Consider the following 25,688-nt stretch of genomic DNA (forward strand, 5'->3'; position numbering starts at 1 on the left):
ATTGCAGGGGGGTATATGAACGAGAGATATTTGAATTTGGTCAACAGTGTACGCGCCGATTATAAGAATAATTCCAGAGATAATGGTACTGTCAGATTAACTTGGTGTGATACAGATGAGTCTGACAATCTGTGCAGAGAAGTCAATCTTTGGACTTATTGGCAGGGGTGGAGATATTCAGAAAGACAAGATAGGGTAAAAATACTTTTGCTTGGTCAAGATTGGGGAAATCCGTATAGCACTCAGAGCTTTAAGCTACGTGAGAATATCAGAAAGATGAATGAAGGGATTGATGTTCCGTATCTTTTTGGATGTCATCTGGATTCAAAGGTGTCGCAAACTGATAGGAATCTGATCAAGCTATTTTCAGAGATAGGTTATCCCAACATTGATGTAATAAGATATCCGGATTTGTTTTTCTGTAATTTTTCTTTAGGTTACAGGGCGGGGACAGATACAGGAGGTATGACTGAGGACTTGTTGGAAGCAGATTCAGAATATATTAAGGAACTTATAGATATTCTGAGGCCTGAGAAGATTATCTGTTTGGGTGAGTCTGTTACAAGGGTGACAGAAAAGCTTTTGTTTGGAAAGCTACCAAAGTATAAGAATTATAATGAATATATTGATAGCGGAGTGATATTGGATTATCAGGATGGTGACTACGAATGTAAGGTATTTCCAGTGTTCCACTCGGGATTCTATGGAGAAAAGAATAGGGTAGGCGGATTAGATCAGCACATAGAGGACTGGAAAAGGATAATGGCATGAATTGATTATTGAACAACAGTCCAAAGAATCACTTTTCTGATACAATATTAAGAGCTGTTACTGTGTGCAAATTGAGTATGGCTTATATTACAAATACAGGAGAGTGAAAAAGTTTGAGTACATGTATTGTTTATTATTCTAAGCATCACGAGAATACCAAGAAAGTCCTTGATGCAATCAAGGCTGTGGATTCTGACGTGGTGCTTATTGATTCTACACAGAAGCGAGAAGCAGATCTTCACGGATATGATAGGATTGGTTTTGCGTCCGGGATTTATTACAGCAAATTCGCTGAGCAGATTTTGAACTTTGCCAAGATCAATCTGCCACCGCAGAAAGATGTCTTCTACATAGCTACATCCGGGAATCCTCTGAAAAGGTATTTTGACAGTATAGCAGAGATTGCTGAGGATAAGCAATGCAATGAGCTTGGCAGATTTCAGTGTAAAGGATTTGATACATTTGGACCGTTTAAGCTCGTTGGTGGTATTCAGAAAGGACATCCTACAGAGGATGAGATTACAGACGCGGTGGAGTTTTATAAAAGTTTGTAAAAAGGAAAGGCTTAAGTATGGCAAAGCATATCAAAAATTTAGAGGAAATATTCGGAAGAAATATCGAAATGCAGGTGACTGGGGGATTTTGTCGAAAGATAGGTTCTTCGTTAATGCGAGATGCGAATCAGATAAATGATTCATATACTATTATTTTATCTACATACGATGAAGAAGATGATGATAAAGACGTAGTTGTTGCTTTTATGAATCTAAACATTGTGGTCTTTGATAGCCTTGAAGAAGCGTGGGATTTGGCAGATGCAGAGGGGGAAGATGAAGCATCTTCAACTGAATATGCGATTAGGTATATATATGATGCGAAAAATGATGGGCGAAATGGATATATTGAAATTAATGATTTTTATGTGGCATGTGACCTTAAAAATCTGTATATATCTCCTAAATTTAGAGGTAAGGGCGTTTCTAAGGCAATAACATTATTGATTCCTGAAATTGTTCATGAGGTTGGATATGGTGCAGCGGTTATTACGACTTATTTGAATCCTTTTGCAAAGCAAGTAGAGTTAACGGAAGACATGCAGTTTGATCCGAATGAATTTGGAGGATACTCTTTAGAAGATGGAACATTGGATCCTGAAATAATAAAAAATGCAAGTAAATCTTTGAAAGATTGCGGTTTTGCAGATTATGGTGATAATCACTTTGTTACCGATACTGTTGAACTGAGGAAGATTGGTATTCAAAATGGGTTCGATTATACACGAAGTTTAAAAGCAATAGAATATGATTACTGATGTGTCTTTTCATATCGCAATCCGCCACTTACTGTTATGCGTTTCAAAATATAATCGTACCTTCCGCTTGTAATCAAGCACGACAACGACACATTCAAAAACAAATGTGGAGTAGGAAACATATAGACCGTCCGGAGTAGTATAAGGCCCCGGATGGGTAATGGTTCTATAACCTTTTATTGTATAATTTTCATATTGCCCGTCTTCGTTCATCAGCCGAAAGCGAAGGGGAATTACTTCTCCGTTTGCCTTGTGCTGGCAGATAACGTCTACATTATCAATAACTCTACTCATAACAAATAACCTCAATGGAAAGAACTGATGTTCGCATATATAATACACCTTTAATATAGATGTTTCAATAAATTGTGCTCGCTTTATTTCGCTAAATTGGTAAAATAAACTGTTTTATTTTGTAGGATTTGCCGTATCTTTTTAGGTGCGTCTCGGTTAAAATAAAAGAGTAAAAAATGTTCGAACAGAACAATACCAAGGGTAAAGCTGGAGCAATCCGGTGGCACAAAGCTATAGGGACTCACAAGAGTCAGCCAGTTGCGAGTATGGAAGGAGCTGGTGACAGCTTCTTTTTTTTCGAACCTTTATAACTCTAATCGAAAGGAGAAGATTTATTTTTACGTTGTTTTAGTAAAATAGATTAGGGATGATCGCATAATAGTTCTTTATTACTTTCATACATCTGACTATGTAGGGATAGCGCTTGCGTAGTGTGGACATACAGATTAAGACCGGTAGTCAATTGGTTATTGTATGCAATATGTTCCTTAATCTGTGGAAAGAGTATGGGGTAGAAGGTTATGAAAACTAAAATACCGGAAACAGGCGAACTGTGGGTGAATTGCCCAGTATGCGGAAATAAGATCATGCGAGCGGAATTCGCGTCATGTGTTGAAAAGTGTGATGTCTGCGGATCGGTGCTCAGGATTTGTGCGACCAAAAGGTTTGTTACTACTATTGTTAAAGATGAGAATGAAGCGCTGATCGAGATACTCCATAGGTATCATAAAGAGCTGTTAGGGCTTGCGATAGAAGCTTATTAGTAGCCTTATATTTACAATTTCATATAGATTGAGGTAATTGATGGACTAGTGCAGTGCCATAGAGCGAGGAACAGCATCATTTATCAAAAGTATTGCCAAGAGCTTAAAGAGTCGTGCGTGGCACGTAACATCGAAGGAGCCTGCAAAACGGAAATATACCGAAAGGTTTTGACCTTAGGTCTATTATGTTTTGCAGGCTCTATTTTTGTACCTTGAGATATCTGCTATTGGCTAAGTATGTTTCCGTTTTGGGACTCCAGATCGGAGGGGGATATGGAAACAAACAACATGCGGTCAATCGGTGAAAGAGTAAGAATGCTCAGAGTACAAAAAGGAATGAGTCAGGAAGAGCTGGCAAGGAAGTTAAGATTTGGAAGTCGCAGTATGGTATCGGAATTTGAATCGGGAAAGCGGGCGCTGTCTTCAGCAAACGTGATTGATTACGCATCATTTTTTGATGTATCGTCTGACTGGATTTTATTTGGCTCAGGAGACAAGGAGAAGAAAGAATATGCAACTGAAGTGGATGCAATGTTGCAGGCTTTCTATTCTATCAGGAATCCAAGGGCACGGAAGGTTGCTATTGAGCAGGTGAGAGTTCTTTCTTTAATATAGGCGTTTACTTGTCTGAAATCTCGAACAGGTGTCGGGAATATCGACGTTTTGGAGAAGGTACAGGAGATATCATAAAAGTGTCCTAGGAAATGTTGGTGGAAGGAGGATGAAATGTCGGATGCAAGAAGTATTGTAAAGATATATGCAGAGGCGGAGGACTTCAAAAGAATCGACATCATCTTTGAACACTTTGACAATTTTATCAGGCTGGTAGAGATGTTTGAGGAAGGACTACGTGATACGTTGAAGGAAGAAAAACTTTATAACAAGAGAAATGAAAGAGGAGATATCGGCATCAGGGTACAGACGTCAGGTTGCAGTGATCCGACAGGTAACAGCGCTGCCGGGAATATAGATCTTTTAAATGATATGCGGATAGGCAGTATTGTCAATGCTTTAAAGGGAGCGGATGAAGATCTTGATCACAGGATAGAGATTGAAACTTTAAGAATCATGAGGAGTGATTATTTCGCGATAATCAAAGCAATCGAACACCTTAGACCGAGACAGAGAGCTGAGCTGACAGATGCTCTTAATGGAACAAGGGATATCAGCACTATAGCAGATGACAGTAACAGCGGATATGAAGCAACAAAGCACAGGCTTAATAGAAATCGGAGTAAAGTCAGGAAACTTGCGATTGTTTATATGAGGGAAGATCGTCGCAAAGGAGCTTAAGGAGGAATGGGTATGCCAAAGAGAATAAGTGCACTTGAGAATGTAAGTGGAGCGGTATCAGCAGGGCAGAAGAAATTTGTTTCTTATAAAGAAGGAAAAGATCTATATTCTGTAGGACTACATACTTTTGAGCAACTTGCAAAGGATGCGGGAGCCGTTTATCACATCAAGAGAAGGGTGCTGGTCAACACACAGAAAGTCGATGAATATCTTGAAAATTTTTGTGATTCAAATAATTAACCATAGGAATCCAATGTTGTCCATGACAGTCCAAACAGCAACATTCATGCGGCTTTGCGGCAGAGACAGAGGATAAAAATGGATTGAAACAGAGGAATGTCGCGGATTATAATCATTGTATGAACCGATCATTCCTCTTCTTTATTGATATAAGAAGGGAGACTGAACGTGATGTACAGAAAAGATTCAAAAGGGTACAAGCTCAATACCGGTGAGAGCCAGCGTAAGGATGGAAGATATACATATGCCTATACAGACCGTATGGGTAAAAGACATTATATATATAGAAAGACTTTGGTCGAACTTAGAGAGGCAGAAAAGAAACTTACTAGAGATTATGATGATGGACTTGATCCTTATAAGGCAAAGCATATCGAAGTCAATCACATGGTGGAGAATTATCTTAGCACAAAGCATAATCTTAAGTTGACGACCAAGGGAACCTATATGAATGTCTACAAGACATATATCAAAGATGATTTTGGCAAACGCAAGATTGTTGATGTGAAGTATTCTGATGTGAAGAAGTATTATTATGGACTCATCATTGAGCGTGGGCTTAAAGCAACGACAGTCGATCATGTTCATACGATCCTCAGACCGGCATTTCAGATGGCTGTGCGTGATGGGCTTATCAGGATGAATCCTACGGATGAAGTGATGACCGAGATAAAGCGCAGTAAGTTTTGGGAGAAGCCTGATAGAAAAGCACTTACAGTAAAAGAGCAACAGGCCTTTATGGATATCTTTAGGCATAATCCGACATACATGGGATGGCTTCCTCTCATGACAGTTCTTTTAGGAACCGGAATGCGTATAGGTGAAGCACTTGCTCTTGATTGGAACAGCGTTGATTTTGAGAATAGGATAATCCATGTTGAGAGGACTTTAAGTGACAGACCTGATGAATTTGGTGAATGCAAGAAACGAGTTCAGAGCACCAAGACTTATGCAGGAACAAGAGATATACCGATGGTTCAGGATGTATTTGATGCTTTCCTTATGGAATATGAGTTTCAAAAAGTACTGGGCTTTTGTGAGGAAGAGATTGACGGCTGTAAGGATTTTATCTTTATCTCAAGCAATAATGCAGTTCTTTTACCGGGAGCAGTGAACAGGGCAATTCATAGTGCGGTCAATGAATACAATGACACGGAAATCAAGAAAGCTGCAGTAGAAGGAAGGAAACCTTTTTTGTTGCCTGAAGAAATCTCATGCCATATCTTACGCCATACGTTCTGTACAAGGCTCTGTGAGAATGAGAGCAACATCAAGGTAATCCAGTCAATCATGGGACATAGGGATATCACTACGACCATGAATATCTACGCGGATGCCACGAAGGAAAAGAAGCAGGAGATTATGGCTCAGCTGGAAGGCAAAATCATTATATAAAAAAGTCCTTGAAAGGATTAAAATGGAGTGTTACAATGTGAAGGTGGTTCAATACTCATAAACATATGAGTGTAGGACTGAACTCATAAATAGCGAGATGTAATTTTGTGAAAAATGTAGTCAAAGTGTCTTGATTGGACAAGACTGCATACGATCGGTCTTCATTGGATGACCAACACCGATGACCACAGAAAAAGTGGATAGCCACACGTAGGACAGCATTTTTAGGGCTTTCGGTGGATTTCGGTGGTAGTTCAAAATGGATCAGAAAAGTTCGTAATGGATGAGTATGGATTTACATGATTAAGCGTGGAAGTTAACGATATAACGTTCCCGACGCTCAAGCACATAGATTAAAAAATACAGTAAGTATGCACCCTGCAGAGCAATCTGCAGGGTTTTTTTGACTAAATTTTGACTACGGTTAAACCGATATATTTAATGGAAAGATATTGCGAGTTGAAAGGAGGTGTGATTATGGCTGATATACGCTTAGATTGTAATGGACAAGCGCTGTTTCGAGGCGAATATTTAAGAAAAGATGGAAGATATGAATACAGATATGTGGATCGATATGGCAAAGTAAAATGGATATATGCGAATAGACTTTCTGAACTCAGGGGAGCGGAGGCAAAATTGCTTTATTTGGAACATCTTGAGGTTAAAAAGATGTTTGGTGATAAGACATTGGATAATCAATTCGAAGTTTGGAAAATGTCAAAAGGTAATCTGGCGGAACAAACTATGGAGGGCTATGAGTACCTGTATAACGCTTATATCAGAGGTGAATTGGGGAAAAGATATATAGATGAGATTACAACTTTTGATATTAAATGTCATTATACTGCTTTGGTAGTTGATAAGAGAGTATCGGGTGATACTATAGGCAAAATTCAGAATGTACTTTTCCAGATATTCAGATCTGCTAAAGAAGCGGGGTTTATTCTTTCAAATCCTGCAGAGCATGCGGCGCGTGATTTTGAACGCGACCATTCCAAACATATCAGTAACAGAAAAGGTATATATAAAGAAGAAGCAGATTTATTATTAGATTTTGTCAAGAAATCAGAGGTATACAGTCATTGGTATCCCCTGATTTATTTTTTTATAAATACAGGAATGCGTATAAGCGAAATGTCAGGATTAAGATGGCAAGATATTAATTATAAAAACAGAGAAGTATCTATTGATCATGCAATTATTTATTGCAACAGAACTCATGATAAAAAGGCAAGGTTAAAGGCAACTCCTCCTAAAACGGCTGCAGGTTATCGCAAGATACCGCTGAAGAAAAAAGCATTTACTCTTCTGAAGCAGGAAAAAGAATATCAAAGTAGTAACAATATAGTATGTAAGTCAGTTGTAGATGGATATACAGATTTTGTATTTTTGACAAGAGAAGGAAATCCTATCACACAGGCTCCTGTAAACAGAGCGCTTGAGAGAATAGTGCAGGCATTTAATGACAGTGATATATACAATAAACATGGGAATGTTGTAATACTTCCTAAGCTTACAACGCATTCTTTTCGCCATACTTTTGCAAATATATTGTGTGAAGAAAATGTAAATCTAAAGGTTATGCAGATGCTGCTTGGGCAGAGCGATATATCCACAACTCTCGATATCTATACCAGAGTAGATGAAGAATTTGCGAGGAGAGAATTTTCGTCCAAGTGGATTTGAAATCTGAAAAAGAAATCTTTCTCTTTGTTGACGAAAATTATATCAATGAAGTAAAATGGCAGTTAAGGGGATAAAAAATATAAAATGTTAAAAATACACCCCTTTAAAACAGGGTTAGAGGATGATATGAAGAAGTATTATAAACGAGAAAACTATTTAAAAAGAATCCGAGGATTTTATAATGATGCAAGCATGATAAAAGTAATTTCGGGGGTACGTAGATGTGGGAAGTCTTGCCTTATGGCAACGATTGCTCAGGAACTTACCGAATCAGGTGTTGAGGATGAAAACATAATTTTTATTGACTTGGATAAAAGAGGCTTTAAAAATGTTAAGACTCAGGATCAACTTGAAAAGGTTATTGATGAAAGGGCAACAGCTAAAGGACTTAAGTATCTGTTTATAGATGAAGTACAGAATGTAGATGGATTTGAGGAAGTGCTTAATGCTTACCGACTAGAGGATGAGTTTTCTATTTTTATCACAGGCTCTAATGCATATCTTTTGAGTGGGGAGTTGGTAACAAAACTTACAGGAAGATATATAGAGTTTGAGATGCTGACGCTGACTTTTGAAGAATACTTGGATATGAAAAAGTTTCTTGGAAAAGAAGTTGAGAATCTTACAACAGAACTTGACCATTATATCCATGAAGGTGGATTTCCACAGGCTCTTACGTATGACAATGAAGAAGATAGGAGAAAATATATTGATAGTGTAATCAAGGAAATATTCGAAAAGGATATCAAAAGAAGAGTAAAAATACGTAATGTATCCGGTTTTCAGAAGGTGCAGCAGTATATTATCAATAATTTTGGTGCAACCAGCAGCATAACAAATCTTTTGGAGTCTTTGAACAGAGCGGGGATTTCTATTAAGAGAAACACATTAGTACATTATATTGAAATTCTCAAGGATTCGAAAATTATATATGAATGCAAGCGCTTTGATTTGAAGTCAAAAAAATCTATCGGCTGTGCGCAAAAATATTACCTTTCAGATTTGGGATTTTGGTTCGCAACGAATACTGATAACAGGATTAATTACGGGCCTATCCTTGAAAATATAGTATATTGCTATGCGCTTTCTAAAGGTTATAAAATAAGCATTGGAAGAATTGGTAAGTTGGAATGTGATTTCATTTTGCGAGATTCCAATATGGATTACAGCTATGTACAAGTATCAATGACGATAATGAATGATATCAAGACTGAGGATCGTGAGTATGCTCCGTTTGAGATGATTCATGATAATTATCCGAAATATCTTTTGACCAGAAATGATCCTATTCAAAAGAGAAACGGAATAAAGCATGTTAATATTCCTGAATTTATGGCTGATGGAAAAAAGTTTGATTAGAAGATAAAGAGGTAAAAAAGACGTGGAGCCCTATGACTATCACGACAGAAACTGCGCAATTACTATCAATTCTGATGATTTTAACAAGCTGATCTCAGGCAAACTTGATCCTGTTGCAGCATTTACAATTGGCAAGCTTAAGGTTGATGGTGATGTTGGAAAGGCTTTGGAATTATCAAAGCTGCTTAAGTAACCCGGATATAATGATGAAAAACAGAGTCTCTGACTTTTTATGAAGTTAGGGGCTTGATTTTTTAGGTGAAATAAATATAATAAAGATTGCACACAATTTAATATTGCAAAATAGAGGACTAGATAGATGAGTAAAGAAACGGAGGAAGCAGAATATGAACGAGACACTGAAAGTTTTGGAAACAAGGAGAAGCTGCAGAAGTTTTAAGCCGGACATGGTGAAAAAGGAAGATCTTGATGCCATAGTAAAGGCAGGAACATATGCTGCGACAGGAATGGGTAAGCAGAGTCCAATTATCATCGCGGTTACGAATAAAGAGCTTCGAGATGCTCTTTCAGATGAGAACAGAAAGATTGGTGGTTGGAACGAAGAATTTGATCCATTCTATGGAGCTCCGGTTGTACTGATTGTCCTTGCTAATAAGGATGTTCCCACATATATTTATGATGGATCTCTTGTAATGGGAAATCTTATGAATGCTGCAGAGAGTCTCGGTGTTGCCAGCATATGGATTCACAGAGCAAAAGAAGAGTTTGATTCTGAGTTTGGAAAGGACCTCCTTAAGAAATTAGGAGTTGAAGGCAACTTCGAGGGAATCGGCCACTGTGCACTTGGTTATGCTGCTGAACCTGCAAAGGATGCTGCTCCCAGAAAAGAAAACTATGTTTACTACGTAGAATAATAGAATAATAAAAACCGGATGCTTCCTGTCAAATATAGAAAGCATCCGGCTTTTTGTTTATCAAAGTGAGAATTTGGAAACGAACTCCTGCAGGTCTTGGGCATTGCTGGCAAGTTTATCGGAAGCTTCTGCAACTTCATGCGAGGAAGCGGTTTGTTCCTGTGAAGCGGCGGAAACGTTCTGGGTTTCATCTGCAACGCTGGCGCTCATATCCTCTATCTTGCTGATGTTGCTGGCAATGGTGTCGGTGCCTTCAGAAAGCTGGTTGACAATTTCACTCATTCTTTCTGATTGCTCGGAAATGGAGTATACCATATCTACGATACTGTTGAAGGTATTTCCTGCGTCGTTGACGGTTTCTGTTCCGGATACAACGTCCTGAGCACCCTGACGCATTGAAGAAACAGCTTCGTCGGAGTTGTGCATTATTTCATCAATCAGTTCCGTGATCTTTGAAGCAGCTTCATTGGACTGGTCGGCAAGTTTGCTGATCTCGCTGGCAACAACCGCGAAACCTTTACCCATTTCTCCGGCTCTTGCAGCTTCTATGCTGGCATTGAGGGAAAGAAGGTTGGTCTGGCTTGCTATTTCTGCTATGGTATCAACAAAAGTATCGATATTCTTGAGCTGATCACCTAAGGCTTCTACTACAGAGGCAGTGCTTTCCACGGAATTTTTGATTGAACTCATCATATTTGTGGCATTGGTCATGTCAGAAGCACCCTTGGTAGCAGCTTCATTAGTGGTTTTTATCATTTCAGTGGTCTTGTTGATCGCATCCTGGAATTCCTGCATGTTATTTACAAATGCCTGTGTTTCGTTACTTGCTTCCGCTACAGAGGTTATCTGTCCGGAACATGACTCGGCAACTGAAGTGCAGGAGGTAGCAACCATTTCACTGGCTTTCGCGGATTGCGATGCGCTTGATGAGAGCTCTTCAGATGCTGATGCTACGTAAGAGGTTGTGTCAGAGATTTTTAGCATAAGTTCTCTTATGTTGTTGTGCATAAGGTCAAGTGCCTTTGCAATCTGTCCGATTTCATTGTTCTCTCTGGCAGGAAGCGCTCGGACGCTATTCATTTCTTCATTATCAGAAAAATCATTATTGGACATTCTGACCATCTGGCTTGTAGCAAGTTTAATGGGAGTGGTAATTCTTTTTCCCATATATGCTGCGATGGCAATTCCGATGAGCAAAAGAATTATCATGGTAATAATGCTGTTTCTGATGGTGGCTGCAAGCGCTTTGCCGGATTCTGCTGTATATTCACTCTTAAGCGTATCAATATAATCAACCCATACGCCGGTGCCCATAACCCAGTCAAAAGGCTCGAAATATGCTGTATAGTTGATCTTGGGAAGAGGCTCGGTTTCATTGGGCTTAGCAAACATAAGATTTGTGTAACCGCCTCCGGACTGCATACCATTTTTTATCATTTCCTGGATAAAGTACGTGCCGTTAGGGTCAACGCTGTCCCATCTTGATTGTCCTTCAGTATCTCTGCCTAAAAGAACCACGTTAATGCCTTCAGAAGTATCAACCCAAAAGTAGCCTGATCCATCATTATACTTTAGCTCTCTGATGATATTGGCAGCTTCTAATTGAGCTTCTTCCAGAGACATTGTACCGGCTTGAGATCTGTCATACATAATCTGACAAATGCTCATGGCTTCCTGCGTTTCATTTTTTAGCTCAGACATAATATCTTCCCTAAGCCTGTTCTCGTAGGCCTGTGCCTGGGAAGCATTGGTCTTGATGGTGCTGTACATATTAAAACCGGCGATGGAAAAAGCAGTGATCACTACTGCAAGGATGATAGATCCGACGATAGGTAACATCAAAGAACCGCTTTTTTTCTCCATAAGAACGTCCTTTCTTTTGATTAATGTTATCGCAATATCGTTATCTCTTATTAGACTATATCACTAATATGGTGAGCGGTAAACGCAACTTTGTTAATTATTCATAAAATAATCGCAATAATGATGGGGACGGGCTATTACATGATAAAATATATTATGGAAAGTAGTTTCTTTGTTGTCTTATACAGGAGGTGGCTCTCTTGGAAAAGTACAGGTATAGTGATGAAGAACTAAAGTTATTGGAAAGCAGCCCGATTCCCTTTGCAATTTACCAGTGTATTGATGGGAAAGTGGTTACAATAGTCATGTCTGAAGGTTTTTTGGAGCTTTCAGGATATGAGGATGTGGATAAAAAAGAAATCTATAATCTTGTAAATGATGACATATATCGTAATGTACATCCCGATGATCTGTCTTCTATAGTTGAGGCTGTAAATTGCTTTTTGGCAGAGGGCGGCGTATTTGATGTAATCTACAGGCAAAAAAAGGATGGAGAATACAGAGTAGTCCATTCATATGGCAGGCACATTTACAAAGAAGACGGCACAAGACTTGCTTTTGTCTGGTACACGGATCAGGGAGCTTTTGTTGGCGAAAGTATAAATGAAAATGAGGATATTTCAGCAGAATATGCGAGACTTCAGCAGGAGAATGAGCGCCTTAGGAAAGAGGCTGATGCAAGCCGAAAGATAATGAGTCTTAAGAAATCGCTTTCAGATCTTTTGACCAATATGCCGGCCATGACATTTTCAAAAGATGTAGACACAGGGAAATACCTTGCTTGTAATCAAGCCTTTGCCGAGTATGCAAATAAAGAAACTCCGGAAGGTGTTGTAGGGCTGACTGATTTAGAGATTTTTGACGAAGAGACTGCTATTCATTTTATAGAGGATGATAAGAAAGCTCTTGCGATGGATGGACCGTATATTTTCTATGAGGACGTGCCTGATGCGGCCGGCAATCCGAGACAGTTTCAGACAACAAAGCTTAAGTTTACAGATGATACCGGAAGGGAATGCTTGTTAGGTCTGTGTCAGGATGTGACTGATGCTATGCGCATTAAACGTGAATATACGGAGAAGCTTGCGCTTGTGCAGAATATGGCTGAGATCGATTCGCTTACAGGCATCAAGAACAAGAATGCATATAAGGTAAGAGAGAGTATCATGAATCAAAGAATTCAGGAGCAGCGTCAGCCTGAGTTCGCGATTGTGGTTTTGGATGTAAATGATCTTAAGAAAATTAATGATACTGAAGGGCATGAAGCCGGAGATAAGTATATATGTGATGCGTGTGACATAATCTGCAATATTTTTAAGCGCAGCCCTGTTTACAGAGTCGGGGGCGATGAATTTGTGGTTATTTCGCAGGATGAGGACTATGCTCGAAGCGAGGAACTAGTAGATGTAATTGCACGGCATAATAAGGATGCTCTTATAAACGGCGGAGTAGTCGTTGCCTGTGGTATGGCAAAATTTGACCAAGAAGATTGTGTGGCAGCAGTATTTGAAATTGCTGACAAAAGGATGTATGAAAACAAGAAGTTTTTAAAGAACTGTATAAAATAGATAGAAAATGTAGAAACGGAGCAACCTGAGTAATCCTGTGATTCATATGGATAAACCAAATTTCAAAGACATAAAGAAGTTAATAAAAGCAATTGATGATGCAAACACGGCATTTAAAAATATCTATAATGACCGGGCATTGCAGGAAGGTAATATCAAGCAACTTTGCAATAAGATTGCAGGAATCGAGGCTCGGAAGGAACTTTTTGATATTCCTGTGGATGAGCTAAAAAAAGCAAGAGCAGGAATCCGTGTTCAGGCACTTATGGATGCAGGTTATACGAGCCTGGGACAGTTGGCAAAGGCTACTGACTATGAAATACAGTCTCTTGATGGTATAGGAGAGAAACAGACAGAGGCGATAAGAAATGTCGTTACTGAATTTGCCAATAGCCTGGCGTCAAGAGTGATAATCCGTCTTGATCCGGATGATAAGTCTGAAAATGCAGACGACAATGCTGAGCTTATTACAGAACTTGCTAATTATCTTAATAGCGAAAAAGTAAGAAGAGATGTTTCGGAAGGTGCATCAAATCTTGATGATTATGCTCAGAGGATAAAGAACAGCGGGATGATAAGAAACGGGTTCCACTGGATCTTTTCCTCAGGTGTTTCTAAGCAGAATACCGTGACTATGGCTGAAGACATATATGAGTTTGTGAGTAGCTCTTTCTTTGATAATATGCTTCATGCCATTAATCTGTATCAGGAAGCATCTCATACAACTAAGGTTGCGGCCATGGAGGCTTTTAACAGGAATAGCGCTGAATTCTATGTGCTGCTGGAGAGCCTTGGCAATATGACCGGCAACAAGCCTTTTGTATATGACAGTATTCCGGCGCAGCTTGCAGAAGAGATAAATGAAACAGCTCTTAATTTGGATGGATTTAGTGGATCGCTTAGGGCTTATCAGATATTTGGAGCAAAATATATTTTACATCAGAGGAAGGTTCTTCTTGGCGATGAGATGGGACTTGGAAAGACAATCCAGGCTATTGCTGCAATGGCTCATATACAGGCGACGCAGCAAAAGAAATGTTATTTTCTGATCGTTTGCCCTGCCAGCGTGCTTATAAACTGGGCAAGGGAACTAAAGAAATTCAGCAGGATAGAGGCTTTTATCATACATGGTCAGACACTTGAAGAATCTTTTGAAAGATGGCAGGATAATGGCGGTGCTGCAATAACCAACTACGAGTCCATGGGAAAGATTGTAGATCGCATAGATAATCATATGTCTCTTTCCATGTTGGTTATAGATGAAGCGCACTACATGAAGAATCCTGATGCCAAAAGAACTATGTACATTCGAAGGCTTGATAATGAGTCTGAGAGAATTCTTTTGATGACAGGAACGCCGCTTGAAAACAGCGTTGACGAGATGTGCAACCTGATTGATTTTGTTCGACCCGATATGACAGAGCAGGTAAAGGCACTGGCAAATATCAGTCACTTGCCGCAGTTTAAAGAAAGCTTGGCACCGGTATATATCAGAAGAACAAGGCAGCAGGTTCTTAAGGAACTTCCGGAAATCGCACAGGAACAGGAGTGGTGCAGCCTTACAGATACAGATAAAGACACCTATAAAGATGCGATTGTAAGTGGAAGATTCTCCGATATGAGAAGGGTTTCTTTTCTTCAGGATGACATGACTACATCATCAAAGTGCATGCGACTTCTGGAACTTCTTGATCAGGCAGAAAGTGAAGGAAGAAAGGTTATCATATATTCTTTCTTTAGAGAAACAATATCTAAAGTCAGTGATCTTCTTGGAAGAAGATGCATAGGTGTGATCAGCGGAGACACTAAGATGAGCACGAGGCAGTTTCTTGTGGATAAGCTGGGTGAGGCTCCCGGAGGAAGTGTTCTTGTTAGCCAGATAATTGCCGGAGGCGTCGGATTAAATATTCAGACTGCCAGTATAGTGGTGTTTTGCGAACCGCAGATCAAACCGTCTTTGGAAAGCCAGGCGCTTTCGAGAGTGTACAGAATGGGACAGGTCAGAAACGTGCTTGTATACAGGCTGTTATGTCCTGATACTATAGATGATGAGATGATGCTGATCCTTGATGAGAAACAGGCGGAATTTGATAACTATGCTGATGAGTCCATAGTTGCAGGCGCTTTCGATAACATAATGGACAAAGAATGGATTACTAAAGCAATTGAAAAAGAAAGACAAAAATATTTACCACAACTATCACAAAGAGAATTACAAGATGACAACAATGAATAACATCAACCCCATTACAAAACTTGATTACCCTGATCCTGAAGTGATTAGAGTCGGCGATACTTACTATATGGTAAGCACCACTATGTACTTTATGCCGGGGTGCGAGATACTTCGCTCATATGACCTTGTGAATTGGGAGCACGCCGCATATGTATATGATACGCTGGATGGCACCGATGCTCAGAAGTTAGAGGGAAAAGAAAATGTATACGGCTGTGGTATGTGGGCTGCAAGCCTTAGCTATCATGAGGGTGTGTACTACGTATGCTTTGTAGCTAATGACACACATAAGACCTATATCTATCAGTCAAAAGATATAGAGGGTCCGTGGGAGAAATATACTCTCGAAGGCTTTTATCATGACAACTCTATTTTGTTTGATGATGACGGGAAGGTTTATATCGTTTATGGAAACACGGACATTTATCTGAAAGAACTTAAATTTGATGAAGCCATGCATCTGACAGATGTAGGAACCGAGCCTGAAAAGTTGATCATATCTGATAAGAATGAAGTATATCTTGGATATGAAGGCTCTCATTTTTACAAAATAGGTGGTAAATACTACATTTTTTTGATTCATATGCCAAAGGCCACGGGAAAAAGAACCGAGGCGGTATTCGTGGCAGATAAGCCTGAAGGTCCGTACTATGGCAAAGATGTTATGGATGATGACAGAGGCTATAGAAATTCAGGCGTAGCCCAGGGCGGGATTGTTGATAGTCCGTCGGGAAAGTGGTACGGCATCCTCTTTCAGGACAGTGGCGCAGTAGGAAGAATCCCGTGCCTTATGCCGGTGACCTGGGGAAAGATAACAACAGATGAAGGCAAAGAAGTCGATTTTCCTGTTTTCGGTGAAGGCGGTAAAATACCTGAAGAATTTGAAATTGAAGATTTAAATCCCGAATACAAATATGCTCCTTTGGTATCAAGCGATGATTTTAAAACAGATTATAACGGGGCTGACAAATCTTCAAGCTTTGGCTTTAAACCCTGCTGGCAGTTTAATCATGAACCTGATCTGTCGTTTGTAAAAAGAGATTTGGAAAAGGGCACTGTTACTATTAAAACAGATAAGATCTGCAGCAACTTGGTTCAGGCCAAAAACACTTTGACGCAGAGAACTCTTTTTCCCGGATGCGAAGCAGGCGTTACTGTTGATGCAAGCGACATTAAAGACGGAGACTATGCGGGACTGTGCCTTCTTGAAAGTGAATACGGATTTATAGCAGTAACCAAAAGAGATTCATCTTATTACCTTGTAATGGGAAAAAGAGAACTTGAAACAAAAGACATCTGGGGCGAACGGTGCGATGATGAAACTTTTGAGGAAGTGGGATGCGTTCCACTTGGCAGTCCGGTTGTGACACTTTGTGCAGGCGCATGTTTCGATAACAGGACAGTCCTAAGAAGCAAGCAACCAAGCCTTATACCTCATGCCGATGATACTGTATCTTTTTTCTATACTACAGATCAAGAGCATCTAAAAAAACTTGGAAGCGACCACAAAATGGAGTTCAAGCTTGATCATTTCACAGGCGCACGATTTGGACTTTTTGTCTATAGCACAAAAGAAATCGGCGGTAGCGCTAGTTTTTCAAATTTTATATATTGAAAAAGAGTAATGGAGTGGCGAAAGCTACTCCATTTTTTTATATGATAGAAGATTCTATTTTTCTCCTAAATAAATCGTTGCTACGCAACAACTATTTGTTGATGGTTATCAAAAAGCCCGTATTTTAAAATATATCTATGGCAAATATTTAACAATAATTACCGGCATATGGCAGAACCACAAAGAGTGCCGGATAATAAGGAGGTTTCAATGAAATATAAAGGACTTTTTGAACCAATCAAAATCGGCAAATTAGAAATCAAAAACCGCTATGCAATGGCACCCATGGGACCGCTTGGTCTCGGAGACTGCGAAGGCGGATGGAATGACAGAGGTATCGATTACTACACCAGACGTGCTCAGGGTGGCATCGGTCTTATTATCACAGGTGTTACTTTCTCTGATACAGAGGTGGAGAAGCCTTCATTTCCCAATACACCCAATTCAACATACAATCCGGTTCAGTTCGTAAGAACCAGCCGTGAGATGACAGAGCGTGTTCATGCTTACGGATCAAAGATCTTTTTACAGATGAGCGGTGGATTCGGACGAGTTACAATTCCTACAAACTTAGGTGAATTCCCGCCTGTATCTGCATCACCAATTCCTCACAGATGGCTTGATAAGACTTGCCGCCCGCTTACTGTTGAAGAAATTCACGGAATCGTAGAGAGTTTCGGAAAAGGCGCTTATAACGCTAAGCGTGCGGGATTTGACGGTGTTGAGATCCACGCTGTTCATGAAGGATATCTTATCGATCAGTTCGCTATTTCTTTCTTCAATCAGCGTACAGATGAATATGGCGGATCACTTGAAAACAGACTTAGATTTGCAAAGGAAATTCGTGAAGAAATTGCAAAGACTTGCGGATGGGATTTCCCTGTTGCATTAAGATTCTCATTAAAGAGTATGGTTAAGGATTTCCGTGAAGGTGCACTTCCCGGAGAAGAATTCGAGGAGAAGGGCCGTGATATCGAGGAAGGCATCGAGGCTGCTAAGCTTCTTGAGAAATACGGCTATGATGCTCTTGATGTTGATGCCGGAACATATGATGCTTGGTGGTGGAATCATCCCCCGATGTATATGGAGAAGGCACCTTACAAAGAGTTTGCAAGAATTACAAAAGAAAATGTAAATATCCCTGTTATCATGGCAGGACGTGTTGATAACCCCGATACTGCGCTTGAGTGTCTTGAAAGCAATATTTGCGACATGATATCTCTCGGCCGTCCGACACTTGCTGACCCTGATATTGTAAACAAGATTCGCAGAAACAATTTAAGCCAGATCCGTCCTTGTATCAGCTGTCAGGAAGGTTGTATGGGACGTATCCAGAGCTATTCACTTATAAACTGTGCAGTTAACCCTCAGGCAGGTAAAGAGAGATTAAACCGCTACAATCCCATTGTTAAAAAGAAGAAGGTGCTTGTAGTTGGTGGTGGTGTTGCAGGACTTGAGGCTGCACGTGTGCTCGCAGAAAGAGGTCATGAGCCTGTTCTTTATGAGGCTACAGGCAGACTTGGTGGAAATCTTATCCCCGGCGGTGCGCCTTCATTTAAGGAAGACGATATAGCTCTTGCAAAGTGGTATGAAGATGAAATGACACGTCTCGGAGTTGAAGTTTACCTTAATACTAAGGCTACTGAGAAAGAAATTCTCGACAAGCAGTTTGATGCAGTTATTCTTGCTACAGGTTCTCGTCCCAAGATGTTCTCACTTGGAGATGACAAGAAGGTATATTCTGCAGAGCAGGTACTTCTTGGACAGAAGGAAACAGGTGATAACGTAGCTGTAGTAGGTGGCGGACTTGTAGGATGTGAGCTTGCACTTGACCTTGCAATGAAGGGCAAGAAGGTTACTATTGTTGAAGCTCTTGATAAGATCTTGGCAGTTAACGGACCTCTTTGCTCAGCAAATAAGGAAATGCTTGAGAAGCTTATTCCTTTCAACGGCATTGACGTTGTAACTGACGCTAAGGTTACAGAGTATAAGAACGGTGTTCTTAAGGCTGAAACTAAAGACGGCGCAAAAGAACTTGCTGCAGACAGCGTTGTTTTATGCGTTGGATACTCCAGTGAAAATACTCTCTATAATCAGTACAAGAACGATGTGGATGAAATCTATCTCCTTGGAGATGCAAGACAGGTATCTAACATTATGTACGGTATCTGGGATGCATTTGAAGTTGCAAACCATATCTGATAAAAAAGAAATAGCATAATAAAATGAGACGACGAATGGCTTTAAGTTTAAGTCATTCGTCGTTTTTTTTGATGGGAACATTGATGCAAAAAACGCTTTGCAAGTTCCGCATCCGGTGAGTTTTCAAGATAAATGCCATATACATCCCAAGTATAGGTGTCAGTTATGGGGATGGCTTTAACATCGGTATCATCTTTGAAAAATCTGGGAGCGACGCCAATTCCGATTCGATTTTTTACAAGGCGGTAAATAGAATCACCTTCGCCAACCTTTGCGACAATTTCAGGATTGAAATCATTCATATGGCAGGCGTTTATGAAATCGTGATATATGTGGTATTTCTCATTCATGGAAATCAGAGGTTCATCTTTGATTTTCGTAATACTGATCTGTTGTTTGTCCCAGAACCTGTGCCCTTTGTGAACGTATAGGACGATATCTACCGATTTGATAAGCTCTGACATAAGCCCCGGAACTTGTGGCTTTCCTACAACGAGACCGCAATTTATCTCATCGTTTATCACGCGTTTCAAAACAGTCTTGTTTTCCTGTTCATCCCAACTTGCAATAATTTCCGGATTAGATTTCATAAAAGAATGCACAGAAGGAATATCGACAGCTCGTAGTGTCCCTGCTGCAAATCCAATCCTGAAGCGCTTTTCTCTGTCGTTTACAGCTCTGATCTCCGTAAACATCTCATTCATTTTTTTTATTATGGCTTTGGATTTTTCGTAAAAGATCTTTCCGCTTTCCGTGGGGATAAATCCGTCTTTGGTTCTTGAAAAAAGCTGAGTGCCACATTCTTCTTCAAGACTTTTTATGATCTTACTGAGTCCCTGCGGTGATAGAAACAACTTATTTGCCGCAACCTGCAGATTTCGTTCTTCATATATAATTTGAAAACATTTTAGATTTCTTGTATTCATAAAAAAATAATAGCAAAATTTATTCTTGATTTAAATTGTGTTATGTAATAATATCGAATAAACGAATTATTCTGAAAGAAGAATGTACATGACAATTGGAGAGAGAGTTTTACAACTTGTTCGTGATAGAGATATGACTCAAAAAGAGTTTTCTGAAAAGACCGGAATTCCCCAAAGTACAATGAGTAGTTGGAAAGGAAAAAAGCAAAATCCATCTATCGATAAGTTAAAGGTGATCTGTGATACATTACATGTAGATCCGTATTATTTAATATCAGGATCAGAGAGCAATGAAGCACTGAATAATGATTATTTAACTGTTTACCGAAAAGATGAAGAGTATGAGCTTTTGGTAGAATATAGGAGAATGGACAGGGATTGTAGAAACCGTCTTTTGGGGTATATCTATGCTTTAAATGAAAAGATGCAATAATATTTTTACACTGATAATTCGACAAAAAGAAAAATTCGCAAAAACATAACGCGCGTTAAGGAATTTGCTTGAGGTTTCAAATGGGATAGATATATGTTTGGGGACTTTTTTTCTTTTGCGTGAATTGGATGAAAACTGGTTTCATTGACATAGTAAGCTATAAGTATTATCATAATGATAGGTGGGATATCCCACCAAACTGTGTTTTGGAGGTGACCCTTATGGAAGCTATCAAAGATTATACTGTACATATAGACAGCAAAAAGAGAATTACTCTCAGAGGTGCGTTGTATCAGTACTATAATGTAAAAGAATACGAAAATGGCTGTATAATACTTGAACCACGTGAATTATCTATTCCGAAAGGAATCTCGGCAAATTCTTTAAAAGATATGGATAGAGCAATAGAGAATTTTAAAATGGGAGATGTTTCATCTGCTATTGATCTATCTGATTTTTAGGAGGAAATGTCTGGATGGGATATGCAATAAGAATGGGAATTCCTGAAATGGAAGAATTATGGAATTTCCTTCAGACTCAGTATAGAAATGGTACTATCACCAAAAAAGATGAAGAACTTTATAAAAAATGGGGTAATGCATTGAAAAAACTATCCATTGATCCGATGTATCCGAGTTTAAAATCTCATGAAATAACTGAATTGTCCAGACGATATGGAATTAAAGTTTGGCAGTCATATTTGGAGAATAGAAAGAGTGGGGCGCGTCGTATGTATTGGGTATATGGACCGGAACAGCAGGATATAACAATAATCGGGCTGGAACCCCATCCTGAAGACGCAAAGAACGGTGCATATGATAGGATAAAACTATCGGATTTATATTAGTATTGATTTAGAACGAGGACTTTCAACGACGAATGGTCCTTTTTTCGTGCAAAAAAATATGCAATAGGATAGGTCTTTTTTATTGAATAAACAACTGTCTTGTCAGTAGACTTTACATGTGGTAGACTGTGAGAAAAATTACATAGACTCACAAAAAAGGGGAGAGTAATGATTAGCGAAATAGTTGATGAAATTGAAAAGTTAAAAAAGGAAAAGAACGCGGTAATTCTGGCTCATTATTATGTGACCGACTGGGTGCAGGAGATTGCCGATTATGTCGGAGACAGCTATTACCTTGCAAAGGTGGCAACAGAACTTAAGGAAAGTACGATCGTCTTTGCGGGAGTAAGTTTCATGGGAGAATCCGCTAAGATTCTTAATCCGGAAAAGACAGTGCTTATGCCTGATATGCAGGCGGACTGCCCGATGGCACATATGGCTGAGGTTAAGAGAATCGAGCAGGTCAGAAAAGAGTATGATGATGTCGCTGTTGTTTGCTACATCAATTCAACAGCAGAGCTTAAGACACATTCGGACGTATGCGTTACTTCTTCAAACGCCATGAAGATCGTAAAGTCTCTTCCAAACAAAAACATATTCTTTATTCCCGACGAGAACCTTGGAAGATACATTGCAACAAAAGTTCCTGAGAAGAATTTTATTTTTAATGACGGTTTTTGTCATGTACACAAAGGCATAACTTTTGAGCAGATAAAGGCGGCAAAAGAAGCTCATCCGAACGCGGAAGTTCTTGCTCATCCCGAGTGTACTTTGAAGGCGCTTGAACTTGCGGATTACATCGGAAGTACGGCAGGCATCATAGATTACGCAGCAAAATCTGATAAAGAGGAGTTCATCATCGCAACAGAGCTTGGCGTGCTCTATCAGTTGGAAACAAGCAACCCCGGAAAGAAGTTCTATTCGGCAGGCGCTACCCAGACTTGTCCCAATATGAAAAAAGTAACATTGGAGAAAGTCAGAGATTGTTTAAGAGACAATACCGGAGTGGTTGAAGTTAGTGACGAGAAGAGGGAATATGCATTAAAGCCTCTTTCAAGAATGTTGGAGCTGGCAAAATAATGGAAAAGAAATTTGATGTTGTAATAGTAGGAACCGGTGCGGCAGGTCTTTTCTGCGCACTTAGCTTACCGCAGGATAAAAAGATTCTTTGCATTTCAAAAGACGCACTTGACGGAAGCGACAGCTTTTTGGCACAGGGCGGAATCTGCATGTTAAGAGATGATAATGATTACGATTCTTATTTTGAGGATACCATGAGAGCCGGCCATTATGAGAACCGCAAAGAATCCGTTGAGATCATGATAAAAAGCTCACAGCAGATTATTCACGATCTTGAAGACTATGGCGTGGAGTTTGAAAAAAAGGATGGGCAATTCGTATTTACTAAAGAAGGTGCTCATTCGGATAACAGAATTCTTTTCCATGCGGATGTTACCGGAAGAGAAATTACAGGTAAACTCTTGGCCAGAGCGCAGGAGAGAGAGAACATCACATTGATGGACTACACGACAATGGTTGACTGGGTATGCAGGGATAATGTCTGCTACGGTATTGTGGTCGCGGATAAAGACGGCAAAACGGAAGCCATTGAAGCGGATGTAACAGTTCTTGCATGCGGGGGACTTGGAGGTGTTTATAAACATTCAACAAACTTCCGTCATATCTCGGGAGATGCACTGGCAATTGCCATGTATCACAATGTACGACTGGAAAACTGTGATTATGTGCAGATTCATCCGACAACTCTTTTTACAAGACAGAGCGGAAGGAGCTTTCTTATCTCGGAATCTGTAAGAGGAGAGGGCGCGGTACTTCGTGACAAAGACGGAAAGCGATTTACGGATGAACTTCAGCCAAGAGATGTTGTCAGCAATGCAATTTTGGCCAAGATGAAAGAACAGGGAACAGAGCACGTGTGGCTTGATTTTTCTCCGATTCCGAAAGAGAAGATACTTAATCACTTCCCTAATATATACAAGCATTGCACAGAAGCCGGATTCAATCCGCTTAAGACTTGGGTTCCGGTTGTGCCTGCGCAGCACTATTTCATGGGAGGCATATATGTAGACAAGGATTCAAGAACCACAATGAATCAGCTGTACGCGATTGGAGAGACGAGCTGTAACGGCGTACACGGAAGAAATCGACTTGCGAGCAATTCTCTTTTGGAGAGCCTTGTGTTTGCAAAGCGCGCGGCAGCAGATATTATTGCCACAAAAGAATTCAAAAAGGCAGCAGATTTTGATAAGCTGATTAACATGGATGATTACGAGGATCTGCCCGGAATCATGAAAAAATATCATGAGATGGTAGTTGAAGAAATAAAAGAAGAAGCAAGATTACGTGCTTTGAAAGAGGAGGCAGTATAAAAAATGAACGATATAACTATGAAATTAAATGCAGATGAGCTGATAAAGATGGCTCTTAGGGAAGATATATCAAGCGAGGATGTCAGCACAAATGCAGTTATGCCAAATGCACAGGCAGGTGAGGTAGAGCTTATCAGTAAGCAGGACGGCATCATCTGCGGCATGGATGTTTATGAGAGAGTTTTCAAGATCCTTAATGAAAGCGTTGTTGTGGAAAAATATGTTACAGACGGCGATGAAGTCAAAAAAGGTCAGCTTATGGCGAAGGTAAAAGGCGACGTAAGAGTTCTTTTATCAGGTGAGAGAGTTGCGCTTAATTATCTTCAGAGAATGAGCGGAATTGCTACATATACACATCAGGTTGCAGCTCTTCTTGAAGGCAGCAAGACAGTTCTTCTTGATACCAGAAAGACTACGCCCAATATGCGAATCTTTGAGAAGTACGCGGTAAAATGCGGTGGCGGTCAGAATCACAGATACAATCTTTCTGACGGAATTCTTTTAAAAGACAATCATATCGGTGCGGCAGGTTCTGTAACAAAGGCTATACAGCTTGCTAAGGAATATGCTCCTTTTGTAAGAAAGATTGAAATTGAGACAGAGACACTTGATCAGGTAAAAGAGGCGGTAGAAGCAGGCGCAGACATTATCATGCTTGATAACATGGATCCTGCGACAATGAAAGAAGCTGTTAAGATCATTGACGGACGTGCAAAAACAGAATGCTCCGGAAATGTTACAAAAGAAAACATTTTAAATATTATCGATAGTGGAGTAGACTATGTATCAAGTGGTGCTCTTACTTATGCGGCACCGATCTTGGATATTTCAATGAAGAACTTGCACGTAATATAGGAGGTCATATGGATGGACAGGCCAGAAGAAATAAGATAATTGAGATTGTAAAAAAATCTGACAAGCCTGTGTCCGGTACATTTTTGGCTGAACAGCTGGATGTCAGCCGCCAGGTGGTGGTCACGGATATTGCACTTATCAGGGCAAACGGTGTAAATATTTTATCCACTAATCGAGGGTATATCATTAATTCAGATAGCAGATGTGAAAGGATAATAAAGAGCCGGCACACAGATGAGCAGATTCTGGATGAGTTGTTTACGATAGTTGATAACGGAGGATGTGCAGAGAGCACTATAATAAATCACAGATATTATAACAGGCTGGAAGCACCACTCAATGTCAGCTCGCGCCGTGAGGCAAAAAAATTTATGGAAGCGATTGAATCCGGTAAATCTAAAACGTTAAGTTCCGCTACAAGTGGATATCATTATCACGTTATAAGCGCAGATGATGAAGCTACGCTTGATATAATCGAAGAAGAGCTGAAGGCCAAGGGATACTGGTTACCGCTTGATGATTGGATCTCAAAAAATAAGTAAGTATGGGAAACGCTGCGAGGCGTTTCCTTTTTTGTTGCATATTGTGCGACACATCAGGGGCTATATTGGTTGATTTCATAAAAGGTTAATGGTAAAGTAATATTTGTAACAAATATATTAATAGTTGGTGTCGAGTTAATTATGAGAGAAACTTGAGTATTTAGACGTTGGGGGTATATTTACTGAAAAAGTTTATTTTTTGAGGCATTTTGATTTACGAAA

At 39.8% G+C, this 25,688-nt stretch carries 26 protein-coding genes and 1 riboswitch; of the genes, 23 read left to right on the forward strand and 3 right to left on the reverse strand.

Going from position 1 to position 25,688, the window contains the following annotated elements; all coding sequences use genetic code 11:
- Window positions 1-15: 15 nt before the first annotated feature.
- The 3 genes from BM398_RS05930 to BM398_RS05940 all read left to right on the forward strand — a co-directional run bounded on the left by BM398_RS05930 (window position 16) and on the right by BM398_RS05940 (window position 2,083).
- The gene (locus tag BM398_RS05930) at window positions 16-771 is read left to right on the forward strand and encodes a hypothetical protein (RefSeq protein WP_092336850.1); all 756 of its coding nucleotides are present in this window, start codon (window positions 16-18) and stop codon (window positions 769-771) included.
- A gap of 113 nt (window positions 772-884) precedes the next feature.
- On the forward strand, window positions 885-1,325 hold the full coding sequence (locus tag BM398_RS05935; protein WP_092336851.1) for a flavodoxin family protein: 441 nt from the start codon (window positions 885-887) through the stop codon (window positions 1,323-1,325).
- A 17-nt stretch (window positions 1,326-1,342) separates the two neighbouring features.
- The gene (locus tag BM398_RS05940) at window positions 1,343-2,083 is read left to right on the forward strand and encodes a hypothetical protein (protein WP_092336852.1); all 741 of its coding nucleotides are present in this window, start codon (window positions 1,343-1,345) and stop codon (window positions 2,081-2,083) included.
- 9 nt (window positions 2,084-2,092) lie between these two features.
- On the opposite strand, the gene BM398_RS05945 is transcribed toward BM398_RS05940, so the two are convergent.
- Complete coding sequence (locus BM398_RS05945; protein ID WP_092336853.1) at window positions 2,093-2,377, reverse strand: hypothetical protein; 285 nt, start codon at window positions 2,375-2,377, stop codon at window positions 2,093-2,095.
- A 190-nt stretch (window positions 2,378-2,567) separates the two neighbouring features.
- A riboswitch (cyclic di-GMP riboswitch) is annotated at window positions 2,568-2,643 on the forward strand.
- A 255-nt stretch (window positions 2,644-2,898) separates the two neighbouring features.
- On the opposite strand from BM398_RS05945, the gene BM398_RS05950 reads away from it, so the two are divergent.
- The 9 genes from BM398_RS05950 to BM398_RS05990 all read left to right on the forward strand — a co-directional run bounded on the left by BM398_RS05950 (window position 2,899) and on the right by BM398_RS05990 (window position 9,989).
- Entirely contained in the window at window positions 2,899-3,141 is a 243-nt protein-coding gene (locus BM398_RS05950; RefSeq protein WP_026513614.1) for a hypothetical protein, read from the forward strand.
- Window positions 3,142-3,414: 273 nt separating this feature from the next.
- Window positions 3,415-3,756, forward strand: coding sequence for a helix-turn-helix domain-containing protein (locus BM398_RS05955; RefSeq protein WP_175531858.1), 342 nt, complete (start codon window positions 3,415-3,417; stop codon window positions 3,754-3,756).
- Window positions 3,757-3,867: 111 nt separating this feature from the next.
- On the forward strand, window positions 3,868-4,434 hold the full coding sequence (locus BM398_RS05960) for a hypothetical protein (RefSeq protein ID WP_092336855.1): 567 nt from the start codon (window positions 3,868-3,870) through the stop codon (window positions 4,432-4,434).
- A 12-nt stretch (window positions 4,435-4,446) separates the two neighbouring features.
- On the forward strand, window positions 4,447-4,674 hold the full coding sequence (locus tag BM398_RS05965) for a DUF6462 family protein (protein ID WP_092336856.1): 228 nt from the start codon (window positions 4,447-4,449) through the stop codon (window positions 4,672-4,674).
- A 171-nt stretch (window positions 4,675-4,845) separates the two neighbouring features.
- Complete coding sequence (locus BM398_RS05970; RefSeq protein ID WP_092336857.1) at window positions 4,846-6,069, forward strand: tyrosine-type recombinase/integrase; 1,224 nt, start codon at window positions 4,846-4,848, stop codon at window positions 6,067-6,069.
- A gap of 477 nt (window positions 6,070-6,546) precedes the next feature.
- Window positions 6,547-7,755: a site-specific integrase gene (locus BM398_RS05975; protein ID WP_175531859.1), complete on the forward strand. Its 1,209-nt coding sequence runs from the start codon at window positions 6,547-6,549 to the stop codon at window positions 7,753-7,755.
- A 126-nt stretch (window positions 7,756-7,881) separates the two neighbouring features.
- On the forward strand, window positions 7,882-9,114 hold the full coding sequence (locus BM398_RS05980; RefSeq protein WP_092336859.1) for an ATP-binding protein: 1,233 nt from the start codon (window positions 7,882-7,884) through the stop codon (window positions 9,112-9,114).
- 22 nt (window positions 9,115-9,136) lie between these two features.
- Window positions 9,137-9,307, forward strand: a complete 171-nt coding sequence (locus BM398_RS05985) for an SCP2 sterol-binding domain-containing protein (RefSeq protein WP_092336860.1) — start codon at window positions 9,137-9,139, stop codon at window positions 9,305-9,307.
- Window positions 9,308-9,461: 154 nt separating this feature from the next.
- Window positions 9,462-9,989 carry a nitroreductase gene (locus tag BM398_RS05990; RefSeq protein ID WP_092336861.1) on the forward strand — a complete coding sequence of 176 codons (528 nt, stop codon included), beginning with the start codon at window positions 9,462-9,464 and terminating at the stop codon, window positions 9,987-9,989.
- Between the two features lie 60 nt (window positions 9,990-10,049).
- Here the strand turns inward: BM398_RS05990 and BM398_RS05995 are convergent, their stop codons facing one another.
- Window positions 10,050-11,852: a methyl-accepting chemotaxis protein gene (locus tag BM398_RS05995; protein ID WP_092336862.1), complete on the reverse strand. Its 1,803-nt coding sequence runs from the start codon at window positions 11,850-11,852 to the stop codon at window positions 10,050-10,052.
- A 200-nt stretch (window positions 11,853-12,052) separates the two neighbouring features.
- Between BM398_RS05995 and BM398_RS06000 the strand changes: the two genes are divergently transcribed.
- The 4 genes from BM398_RS06000 (at window position 12,053) to BM398_RS06015 (ending at window position 19,473) form a co-directional block, all read left to right on the forward strand.
- Window positions 12,053-13,420 (forward strand): sensor domain-containing diguanylate cyclase, encoded by a 1,368-nt coding sequence (locus tag BM398_RS06000; protein WP_092336863.1) that lies wholly within the window; start codon window positions 12,053-12,055, stop codon window positions 13,418-13,420.
- Window positions 13,421-13,466: 46 nt separating this feature from the next.
- Window positions 13,467-15,656 carry a DEAD/DEAH box helicase gene (locus tag BM398_RS06005; protein WP_092336864.1) on the forward strand — a complete coding sequence of 730 codons (2,190 nt, stop codon included), beginning with the start codon at window positions 13,467-13,469 and terminating at the stop codon, window positions 15,654-15,656.
- Window positions 15,640-17,271: a glycoside hydrolase family 43 protein gene (locus tag BM398_RS06010; RefSeq protein ID WP_330390555.1), complete on the forward strand. Its 1,632-nt coding sequence runs from the start codon at window positions 15,640-15,642 to the stop codon at window positions 17,269-17,271. The genes BM398_RS06005 and BM398_RS06010 overlap by 17 nt, the downstream gene beginning before the upstream one ends.
- Window positions 17,272-17,481: 210 nt before the next feature.
- Window positions 17,482-19,473: an oxidoreductase gene (locus BM398_RS06015; protein ID WP_092336865.1), complete on the forward strand. Its 1,992-nt coding sequence runs from the start codon at window positions 17,482-17,484 to the stop codon at window positions 19,471-19,473.
- Window positions 19,474-19,520: 47 nt separating this feature from the next.
- Here BM398_RS06015 and BM398_RS06020 read toward each other — a convergent pair whose 3' ends face one another.
- Window positions 19,521-20,399 (reverse strand): LysR family transcriptional regulator, encoded by an 879-nt coding sequence (locus tag BM398_RS06020; protein WP_092336866.1) that lies wholly within the window; start codon window positions 20,397-20,399, stop codon window positions 19,521-19,523.
- A gap of 88 nt (window positions 20,400-20,487) precedes the next feature.
- On the opposite strand from BM398_RS06020, the gene BM398_RS06025 reads away from it, so the two are divergent.
- The 7 genes from BM398_RS06025 to BM398_RS06055 all read left to right on the forward strand — a co-directional run bounded on the left by BM398_RS06025 (window position 20,488) and on the right by BM398_RS06055 (window position 25,466).
- Complete coding sequence (locus BM398_RS06025; RefSeq protein ID WP_175531860.1) at window positions 20,488-20,832, forward strand: helix-turn-helix domain-containing protein; 345 nt, start codon at window positions 20,488-20,490, stop codon at window positions 20,830-20,832.
- A gap of 221 nt (window positions 20,833-21,053) precedes the next feature.
- The gene (locus BM398_RS06030) at window positions 21,054-21,293 is read left to right on the forward strand and encodes a hypothetical protein (RefSeq protein WP_092336868.1); all 240 of its coding nucleotides are present in this window, start codon (window positions 21,054-21,056) and stop codon (window positions 21,291-21,293) included.
- Window positions 21,294-21,307: 14 nt separating this feature from the next.
- On the forward strand, window positions 21,308-21,679 hold the full coding sequence (locus tag BM398_RS06035; RefSeq protein WP_092336869.1) for a hypothetical protein: 372 nt from the start codon (window positions 21,308-21,310) through the stop codon (window positions 21,677-21,679).
- Window positions 21,680-21,847: 168 nt separating this feature from the next.
- Window positions 21,848-22,759 carry a quinolinate synthase NadA gene (gene nadA, locus BM398_RS06040; RefSeq protein ID WP_092336870.1) on the forward strand — a complete coding sequence of 304 codons (912 nt, stop codon included), beginning with the start codon at window positions 21,848-21,850 and terminating at the stop codon, window positions 22,757-22,759.
- Window positions 22,759-24,069, forward strand: coding sequence for an L-aspartate oxidase (locus BM398_RS06045; RefSeq protein WP_092336871.1), 1,311 nt, complete (start codon window positions 22,759-22,761; stop codon window positions 24,067-24,069). Before nadA ends, BM398_RS06045 begins: the two co-directional genes overlap by 1 nt.
- A 3-nt stretch (window positions 24,070-24,072) precedes the next feature.
- Window positions 24,073-24,924, forward strand: coding sequence for a carboxylating nicotinate-nucleotide diphosphorylase (nadC, locus tag BM398_RS06050; RefSeq protein WP_092336872.1), 852 nt, complete (start codon window positions 24,073-24,075; stop codon window positions 24,922-24,924).
- An 8-nt stretch (window positions 24,925-24,932) separates the two neighbouring features.
- Complete coding sequence (locus BM398_RS06055) at window positions 24,933-25,466, forward strand: transcription repressor NadR (protein ID WP_092336873.1); 534 nt, start codon at window positions 24,933-24,935, stop codon at window positions 25,464-25,466.
- Window positions 25,467-25,688: the final 222 nt, after the last annotated feature.

Origin of the sequence: Butyrivibrio sp. M55 (assembly GCF_900116865.1) — a bacterium.
Taxonomy (GTDB): domain Bacteria; phylum Bacillota; class Clostridia; order Lachnospirales; family Lachnospiraceae; genus Butyrivibrio.